Source organism: Clostridium sp. SHJSY1 (genome assembly GCF_031626875.1).
Classification (GTDB): domain Bacteria; phylum Bacillota; class Clostridia; order Clostridiales; family Clostridiaceae; genus Clostridium.
On the sequence record NZ_JANDMF010000106.1, the window covers coordinates 1 to 2,510 of the forward strand.

The window sequence follows — 2,510 nt, forward strand, 5'->3', positions numbered from 1 at the left end:
AAGGAAACTCCAAGTATTGCATTAGCTCCTAGTTTACCTTTATTTTCAGTTCCATCTAGTTTTATTAATGTTTCATCTATATGTGTTTGATCAAAGATATTGAAACCTATTAGCTCTTTAGCTATAGTTTCGTTAACATTTTGAATAGCTTTATTTACACTCTTGCCAAGATAATTATTTTTATCACCATCTCTAAGTTCTACAGCTTCATAGATTCCTGTTGAAGCACCTGATGGTACTGCTGCTCTTCCTATTGTTCCATCTTCTAAGTAAACTTCAACTTCAACTGTTGGAAAGCATCTTGAATCTAATATTTGTCTTCCTACTATATTAATAATTTTTGTGAATTTTTTCATAAAATCACTCCTTTATTCTCTTTAATCATATGTAGAAGAAAGATTATACGGAATGTATAAATCTTTCTTCCAATGTATTTTAAATATAATTGTGAAAAGAAATAATATATAGAATTTGATGTATTCATTTAATTATGCATAAATGTGCGAATATGCATTGAGGTGTTTTTTGGACTTCTATATCACAATTTTAAATTTAAAAATAATTGATAATCATTATCAACTTGGTTTTATTTTAATTAATCTACTATGATTTGTCAATCATTTTTTTATAAAATAGAAAAAATTATATGTTTAGGATACATTATAAAATTATTTAAGCATATGTTTAAACTGTAGAAATGTAATTATATTGGTCTTTAAAGAATTATTTTTAAAGAAATTTTTCTAGACAATAAGTAAATTTATTATGGAGATGGTATTGATGAAAGGTTTTGCAATGTTAGGGATTAATAAGTTAGGATGGATAGAAAAAGAGAAACCAGTAGCAGGGTTATATGATGCAATTGTACGTCCGTTAGCTGTATCACCATGCACATCAGATATACACACTGTTTTTGAAGGTGCTTTAGGTGAAAGAAAAAATATGATTTTAGGGCATGAAGCTGTAGGAGAAATTGTTGAGATTGGTAAAGAAGTCAAAGAATTTAAGGTCGGAGATAAAGTTATTGTTCCATGTACAACTCCTGATTGGAGGTCATTAGAAGTTCAAGCTGGATTCCAGCAACATTCCAATGGCATGTTAGCAGGATGGAAGTTTTCTAATTTTAAGGATGGAGTGTTTGCAGAATATTTTCATGTCAATGATGCAGATATGAATCTTGCAATTTTACCAGAAGGGATGTCTTTAGAAAGTGCAGTTATGATAACAGATATGATGACAACAGGGTTTCATGGAGCTGAACTTGCAGATATAAAGATGGGGTCAAGTGTTGTTGTCATTGGTATTGGTGCAGTTGGATTAATGGCTATAGCAGGGGCTAAATTACGTGGAGCAGGTAGAATTATAGGAGTAGGAAGTAGACCTGTTTGTGTTAAAACAGCTAAATTTTATGGAGCTACAGATATTGTAAATTATAAAGATGGAGATATAGTTAAACAAATTATGAATTTGACAGAAAATAAGGGTGTTGATCGTGTAATTATGGCAGGTGGAGGTGCAGAAACTTTAGCTCAAGCTGTATCTCTAGTTAAACCAGGGGGAATAATTTCAAATATTAATTATCATGGAAATGGTGAAAATTTGCCAATACCTCGTATTGAATGGGGATGTGGAATGGCTCATAAAACTATATGTGGAGGATTATGTCCAGGTGGTCGTCTTAGAGCAGAAATGTTAAGAGATATGGTACTCTATAATAGAGTCGATTTAAGTAAGCTAGTTACTCATGTATATCATGGATTTGAACATATAGAAGAAGCTCTTTTACTTATGAAGGATAAACCAAAAGACCTGATTAAAGCAGTAGTTATATTATAAAAATTAATTAATAGTGATAGGCAATCTAAGGAATGTCTATCACTATTTTTTAGAGTTTATTCAGTTTCTACTGATACTCACTTTGTGCATAAGGCATGGTCTGATACTTCTGATACAATAGGAAAAATTAAATATTCAATGTTAGCAGATCAAACAGGAAAACTTTCAAGAGATTTTGAAGTAATGATAGAAGAAGAAGAAGGGTTAGCTCTTAGAGGATCATTTGTAATTAATCCTGATGGTGAAATTAAAGCTTATGAAATTCATGATAATGGAATTGGAAGAAATGCAGAAGAATTATTAAGAAAAGTTCAAGCAGCTCAATTTGTTGCAAAACATGGAAATCAGGTTTGCCCAGCAAAATGGCAACCAGGAGAAGAGACATTAACACCAAGTTTAGATTTAGTTGGAAAGCTTTAATAAAAATATAAACCCCATAATTAATAAATAATGCAAAACTCACAATTTAAAATAAATAATACCAAATTAATATTTCTCACAAGTAATACCTAATATTAAAAAATCCTAAATACAAATAAATTAATTCCTCAAATTTGAAATATACTTCAAGAAGGGCTGTATCAAATTTATTTTGATACAGCCCCTTGTATGATTAAGTTATAAAATTCATTAGAGAATTCTTATCTCTTTATACGAATATTATAGCTTAATTT

General features: G+C 30.0%; 1 protein-coding gene and 2 pseudogenes. 2 read left to right on the forward strand and 1 reads right to left on the reverse strand.

The window, feature by feature from the left end:
* Window positions 1-356: pseudogene (gene eno, locus NNC19_RS23305) on the reverse strand (phosphopyruvate hydratase); the annotation flags it as partial.
* A 424-nt stretch (window positions 357-780) separates the two neighbouring features.
* Here eno and NNC19_RS23310 point away from each other — a divergent pair.
* Both NNC19_RS23310 and NNC19_RS23315 read left to right on the forward strand, forming a co-directional pair.
* Window positions 781-1,836, forward strand: coding sequence for an NAD(P)-dependent alcohol dehydrogenase (locus NNC19_RS23310; RefSeq protein ID WP_310941083.1), 1,056 nt, complete (start codon window positions 781-783; stop codon window positions 1,834-1,836).
* 54 nt (window positions 1,837-1,890) lie between these two features.
* Window positions 1,891-2,256: pseudogene (locus NNC19_RS23315) on the forward strand (peroxiredoxin); the annotation flags it as partial.
* Between the last annotated feature and the right edge of the window lie 254 nt (window positions 2,257-2,510).